The 6669-nt window shown below is 39.4% G+C and carries 5 protein-coding genes; 2 read left to right on the top strand and 3 right to left on the bottom strand.

Annotated elements, in window-relative coordinates; translation table 11 throughout:
• Nucleotides 1-961: M3 family metallopeptidase (locus tag AC4MRQ_RS24160; RefSeq protein WP_491200298.1), on the top strand; the 961-nt coding region annotated here is incomplete at its 5' end.
• Between the two features lie 108 nt (nt 962-1069).
• On the opposite strand, the gene AC4MRQ_RS24155 is transcribed toward AC4MRQ_RS24160, so the two are convergent.
• A complete protein-coding gene (locus AC4MRQ_RS24155) occupies nt 1070-2476 on the bottom strand; it encodes an adenylate/guanylate cyclase domain-containing protein (RefSeq protein ID WP_491200297.1) in 1407 nt (468 codons plus the stop codon).
• Nucleotides 2477-2658: 182 nt separating this feature from the next.
• On the opposite strand from AC4MRQ_RS24155, the gene AC4MRQ_RS24150 reads away from it, so the two are divergent.
• Entirely contained in the window at nt 2659-3483 is an 825-nt protein-coding gene (locus AC4MRQ_RS24150) for an SMP-30/gluconolactonase/LRE family protein (RefSeq protein WP_491200296.1), read from the top strand.
• Nucleotides 3484-3552: 69 nt separating this feature from the next.
• Here AC4MRQ_RS24150 and miaA read toward each other — a convergent pair whose 3' ends face one another.
• Both miaA and AC4MRQ_RS24140 read right to left on the bottom strand, forming a co-directional pair.
• Entirely contained in the window at nt 3553-4482 is a 930-nt protein-coding gene (gene miaA / locus AC4MRQ_RS24145) for a tRNA (adenosine(37)-N6)-dimethylallyltransferase MiaA (protein WP_491200295.1), read from the bottom strand.
• 55 nt (nt 4483-4537) lie between these two features.
• Nucleotides 4538-6442 (bottom strand): RecQ family ATP-dependent DNA helicase, encoded by a 1905-nt coding sequence (locus tag AC4MRQ_RS24140; protein WP_491200294.1) that lies wholly within the window; start codon nt 6440-6442, stop codon nt 4538-4540.
• Nucleotides 6443-6669 lie beyond the last annotated feature (227 nt).

Genomic DNA, 6669 nt, shown 5'->3' with positions numbered 1-6669 from the left:
AGAGAAGGTAGAAAAAGGTATTTTTAACCTGGCAACAAGGCTTTATGGCATCACTTTTAAAGAGACGAAAAATATATCGCTTTATCATGATGAAGTGAAGACCTACGAGGTTTTCGATAAAGATGGATCGTTCTTAAGTGTTTTTTATGTTGATTATCACCCGCGCACCAGTAAGCAAGGAGGTGCCTGGATGACTACCTTCAGAGATCAGCATCGTGATGGGGAAGAAGACATGCGTCCGCATATATCAATTGTGTGCAACTTTACCCGGCCAACAGAGCAAAAGCCATCCTTATTGACTTTTACAGAAGTACAGACCTTTTTGCATGAGTTTGGTCATGCGCTTCATGGCATGTTGAGTAAGGTCACTTACGAGAGTCTGGCCGGTACAAATGTATATCGCGACTTTGTTGAATTGCCATCACAAATCATGGAAAACTGGGCAACACAAAAAGATTGGCTAAAAGATGTGGGAGTGCATTATAAAACAGGTGAGGTGATCCCTGAATCATTGATCCAGAAAATAATTGATAGTGAAAACTACCAGAGTGGTTATGCCATGGTTCGCCAATTGAGTTTTGGAATGAACGATATGGCGTGGCATTCGCAGCAAGAGGCATTTGATGGTGATGTGATCGAGTTTGAACGTGAATCTATGGCTGCTACCGAATTGTTCCCAGAAGTAAAAGGAACAGCTTTTTCTACTGGTTTCGCACATATATTTGATGGTGGTTATGCAGCAGGCTATTATGGCTACAAATGGGCAGAAGTGCTCGATGCTGATGCTTTTGAGGCTTTTAAAGAGAATGGTATATTTGATCAGACGACAGCAGCACGATTCAGAAGCGAAATTCTTGAAAAAGGAGGAACAGCTCATCCGATGGAACTGTATAAGAATTTCCGTGGACATGAACCTTCGATTACGCCATTGTTAAAGCGAAGTGGATTGGTGAAAGGATAGTAGTGTTTAAGTTGGGAGAGAGGAGCCTAAAGAGTATTCTGGTTTAGAAATAAAAAGGCACAGATTGATAAATCCAATCTGTGCCTTAAATATATCACGTACCCTTTGTTATACCTTCTCACTAAACTGCAATAGTCCCTCCAGTCTTTCAATCTGACTTTGTTTGTTTACTTCCCTCAGATTACGAGCTGTTTCGGTGTAATATTGGTGGCTGCGTATAAAATCTAGCTGCATTTGATTCCATTCATCTATGGTACCAACCATATTACGTTCTTTTAATTCCACGTATAAACTATTTGAGACAGGGATAAAATCACTTCGACCAAGGTAATCCAAATCAGAATCACATATTACCTGTTCTAATATATCTGTCGGTTGAGGTGGAAACTTGGTAGACATTATCAAACGGCAAATTGTGTCAATCTGATCTTCCGGATACTTATAATTGGTTAAAATGTCGCGAGCTATTTTAGCACCATGCATCTCATGCTCTTCATAGTTTATAGTATGCCCACAGTCGTGGAATAGAGCAGCCAGCTTAAGTAATAATATTTCTTCTTCACCCAGTCCTTCGGCCCAGCCAATCAACTCTACTTCGGTAACTACATCAATTGTGTGTTTGATGTTGTGATAATAAAGATTGTCAGGCAGTTTGTGCTCCAATATATCCAGTAACTCTTCCTGGATATCCATAAACTGGATCAGGCTGTATTTAGTCGTGAAATTTCGGTTAGGCACTGTACCCTCTCCGTTTTCTGACAGTTGAGGCAATATACCTTCTACCCTAAAGATATCAAGGAAACCTTTGTACTTGGCCGGCATTTTTCCATTTTCACCCAACGCAAAAAATTCCTTAATAAGCTCATACGTCATTACTGAAATGTTAATGTCCCCTCCTTTACAAGCCATTCCAAGGCGTGATGCGATATTTACACTTTCACCGGTTAACGCGAAAGGTGAGCTTTTTCTACCTGTTGGTTCCCCTAATACAGGCCCTGTATGAATGCCGATGCTTACTTGCCAGAATGGTTCACTATCTCCGTTAATGATACATTTTCGTGCGGCAGCCTGCATCTCCAAAGCTGCATTAACCACATCAATCGGATTGGTTCTGTTCTCTTCTAAAACACCGCCGGCAAACAAAAAGGTGTCGCCTATGGTTTTTACTTTCAGAACACCATATTTTTTAGCAATATCATCAAAGGCGAGATAAAGTTCATCAAGGGCATCAATCAAAGCCTGAGCATGATCATGCTCATTAATCTTATCAAATCCCCTGATAGTTGCATATAATACTGATACCATCTTGAAACGCTTCACACGTTTTTTCGATGGCATTTTTAATCGTTCCTCAATTTCTTCGTAAGAATACTCTGATAAAAGATTCAGGTATTTCTCATTCTGTTTCTGTATGATTTCATAACGCCCAACCAGACCTTGTAACTGGTCATTCAACTCCTTATTACGATTAGCTAATTTCGTTATTCGTAAAATATAATCTTCAATGCTTTCCATGGTTCGGGTATTTTATTGTGCAATAAAAATAATGCATTAACTATTTAATTAAAACACTTAAATTGGTTAACAGTTTTATTGGTTGGATAAACCACTCAAAATACGATACGTTACCTTGGATTAAAATGTTATTTTTATTTATAATTGTTCTAAAATATTACATTAACGCCTAAGAAAATGTTATGAAACATCTAATTCTACTTTTAATCGTCATGTCTTATACAGCTTCATTTGCTCAATTAAGTCAATCATGGAAGACCGAAGCTAAACTCGAAGTGCCAGAGTCGGTCAAGTATTATGAAAAAGGCAATTGCTTGTTTGTATCTAACGTGGCCGGTAATCCATCCGAAAAAGATGGGAATGGATTTATTTCCAAGTTGAGTCTCGATGGTCGCATTCAATCTCTAAAGTGGGTTGATGGGCTTGATGCCCCAAAAGGAATGGCAATTGCTGAAGGTATATTGTATGTTTCTAACATCGATGAGTTAGTTCTGATTGACATTAAAAAAGCAACTGTTATTAAGCGAATAAAGCAGCCAAAGGCTAAATTTCTTAATGATGTAACGATTACTACCTCTGGCGATGTACTGATATCGGATTCAGGTACATCGACGATATATATTGCTAAAGGCAATGAGTTAGCAGTCTGGTTGAAAAACGAAGGGTGGGGACGTATCAATGGTTTATTCGCCGAAGAAGATTATGTGTTAGTGGGTACAAGTGATAAAATTCTGAAGATGGATGTGGCTACCAAAACACCTGAAGTATTTCTTGAGACAGGTTCACAGGTTGATGGCCTTGAAGCGGATGGCTTAGGAGCTTATTATTATACTTTCTGGCGCGGTGAGATGTACTATTATAGACCTGGGGCAGAACCAGTGCAACTTCTTAACACAGTCAATGATAAAGTGCAATCGGCTGATATTGGTTATATACCATCTACTAAAGAAGTATTGGTGCCTACTTTTTTCTCAAACCAAGTGGTGGCTTACGTTTATAATCGATAGAGTTTAGACATAAGACATTAGCTATAAGATAGGTTTGCAGAGTTAAATTAAGAATTGACGAGGCACTACTTAAGCGTTTAATAATTCCCTGACCCGAGTAATGCGTTCTTCCATAGGTTCAAAGGCGTCAACCCAGTGTATTTTGGCGCCTTTACGTTCCATGCCTCTGAACCAGGTCATTTGTCGTTTGGCAAATTGATGAATGGCAATATTCAGCTTGTCAAACATTTGTTGGTAGCTTAATTCACCCATCACATGCATAGTCAGGAATTTGTATTCCAGCCCGTAATAAGTCAGATCTTCAGGTGCTACACCATCATCAAGCAGCTTTTTTACTTCATCAATCATGCCTTCTTCAAGGCGCTTCTTAAGTCGCGAGGTAATTTTTCTTCGGCGTGCCTCACGATCAATGTTCACCCCAATAATAAGTGGATTAACATCGGGTAATTCTACTACAATCTCTGGATTTTGTTGGTAATATTCTTCTATTTCGATGGCACGAATGGCTCTTTTAACAGTATCTGTATCCGTTTGGTTATGCAAGGATTTGTAGCCGGCCAGAATCTCACTAAGCTCTGGTAGTGTTTTTCCTTGCAAGCTGTCACGTAAATCTTGGTTAACCGGCACATTGATCAATTTGTATTTTTTTAGTACCGACTCGATATACATACCTGTACCACCACACATGATTGGCAGGTGATTATTCTGTTGAACTTGTTCGAAGGCCTTAAAGAAATCAGCCTGATATTCGAAAACATTGTACTTATAGCCTGCATCAACAATATCAATAAGGTGATGAGGTATGGTATAACCATCAATGGTATAATCTTCGATGTCCTTACCTGTACCTAAATCCATACCACGATATATCTGTCGTGAGTCGGCACTGATGATTTCTCCATCAAGTTGTTTGGCTAAATGTGCTGCAAAAGTTGTCTTACCTGATGCTGTGGGACCTAATATGACTAAGAGGTTATATGGTGTTGATTGGTGTTGCATGCCTGAAATTTTAAGCCAAAGCTATAATATTTTGAAGAAATACAGGGTATGAAGTTTATTGTGTTAATTCAAGCAGTCCGTCTTTATTATCGCGTATTACTTCATACTCCTGAAGCCATCGCAAAACTTTAGTGAGTTCGTCCTGTTCGAATTGAGCACTCATCATTAGTTCGTCGTATGAAACAGTTTTTTTAGAGAGCAGTTCTATAATCCATTTTTCAATGTTATTAAAGGTTTCAATATTTAAGTCGGTCGTTTTCATGCTTTGGCACACATCGCACTTTCCACAATTTTCTCCACCTGTTTGACCAAAGTAAAGTAAAAGCTGTTTGCTTCGGCATATATGATTAACTGTGCCATAGTCAATCACACTTTGTATCCGTCGTTCGTATTTATCTTTTCTGTCTTTATAAATTTCTTTTCGCAGCTCAATGTATTGGCGATCTTCCCGTGATGTGGTGTAAGTGATCAGAGGTGTTTTCTTCTGCGGAATATATTTAATTACTCTTTGCTGACTTAGTTTAACCAGGTATTGATATATTTCATTCCTCGACTTGTCCATACGCTTTGCCAGCAGTTCTTCATTTATTGGCACATACTCGGTGAATAATCCAGTGTAGGAGCGAAACAGCATACGAATAAAACTATCAAGTTCTTCATTGGCTACCTGAAACTTATAGAGATCGTCACGACGAATGATAAAATGAACCTTGGCTGATAGTTGAAGCTCTTCAGTAAACTCGATATATCCAGCTCGCTGAAGGATTTTAAGACTATTAAAAACAGTCATCAGATTCATGCGGTAATTCTTACAGAACAGTGGCAGGTTAAAATCATAAACCATTCCAAAACCGCTCCCAACCGCCAATTGAAAGAAGTTACCAAGGGCGTCGTAAACATTGAGTATTTTTTCTTTTTCGGGAAAGGAAACCGATATATTACGCTTAAGTCGTACCTGATCATTACCTGACCAAAGAAGAACTGCATAGGCTTTTTTACCATCTCGTCCAGCCCGTCCTGCCTCCTGAAAGTACGCTTCTAAAGAATCAGGAGCATCCATATGTACAACTAGACGCACATCAGGTTTGTCGATGCCCATACCAAACGCATTGGTTGAAACCATAACGCGGATATCGCCATTAGTCCACAATTTTTGCCGTTCGTCCTTCGCCTCCTGCGGCATCCCAGCATGAAAAGAACTGGCTGAAATACCGTTTTGTGTTAGTAACTCGCTGTATTCCTTTGTTTTTTTTCGATTACGTACATAAACAACTGCACTGCCTTTTACCTTGTTTAAAATGCTTAATAACTGCTGTTCTTTGTCTTCAGCCTGCCGGACGACATATGCCAGGTTATCACGTTTAAAGCTTTTCTGAAAGACATTAGGTTTCTTAAATAAAAGGCGATTTTGAATATCTTCAACAACTTCAGGGGTAGCAGTGGCTGTTAATGCCAATACAGGTGTATTGGGCAGAAGTTCACGTATTTCAGCCACCTTTAAATATGACGGTCTGAAATCGTAACCCCACTGAGAGATACAATGTGCCTCGTCAACAGCCAAAAGGCTTACATTCATCTGTTGCACCTTGGTTTGAAATAACTCAGTACTCAGTCGTTCAGGTGAGATGTATAAAAACTTAGTGCCACCAAATATGCAATTGTCAAGCGTAATATTGATCTCGTCGCGCGACAGACCCGAGAAGATGGCTGCTGCTTTAACTTCTCTTTTTTTGAGGTTTGCAACCTGGTCCTTCATCAAAGCAATCAATGGCGTTATAACAATACACACCCCTTCTTTGGCTAATGCCGGAACCTGGAAAGTCAGTGATTTACCACCACCAGTGGGCATTAAACCAAGTGTGTCGTTACCATCTGCAACCGAACGGATAATATCTTCCTGTAAAGGCCTGAACTCCTTGTAGCCCCAGTATTGCTTTAGTATGTGATGAAAAATATCCATGCAATTGCAAAGGTAATATTATTAGCGGACAGAAGACGGAAGGGTGGAGAAGGAGACAGGAGACAGATGACAGGGGACGGGAGAAGGAGTCTGGAAGATAGAAATGAGTAAAGTAGTGAGGTAAAAGTTGAGAAGGTATCAGAAACTGTTTAAATTTTGTTTTTGAGAGTTATTTTGGATGAATTAAGTTCTTAAACAAGGCAAAAATGATGCGAATAGCAGGGCTA

This window comes from Carboxylicivirga sp., from assembly GCF_982718395.1.
The sequence above is the reverse complement of the archived record's forward strand: the minus strand, read 5'-3'. Positions and strand labels throughout refer to the sequence as shown.

Excerpts from the sequence above, each read along its gene's own strand:
- AC4MRQ_RS24140 (WP_491200294.1), bottom strand. The coding sequence starts at position 6,442 with ATGGATATTTTTCATCACATACTAAAGCAATACTGGGGCTACAAGGAG.
- miaA (WP_491200295.1), bottom strand. The coding sequence starts at position 4,482 with ATGCAACACCAATCAACACCATATAACCTCTTAGTCATATTAGGTCCC.
- AC4MRQ_RS24150 (WP_491200296.1), top strand. The coding sequence starts at position 2,659 with ATGAAACATCTAATTCTACTTTTAATCGTCATGTCTTATACAGCTTCA.
- AC4MRQ_RS24155 (WP_491200297.1), bottom strand. The coding sequence starts at position 2,476 with ATGGAAAGCATTGAAGATTATATTTTACGAATAACGAAATTAGCTAAT.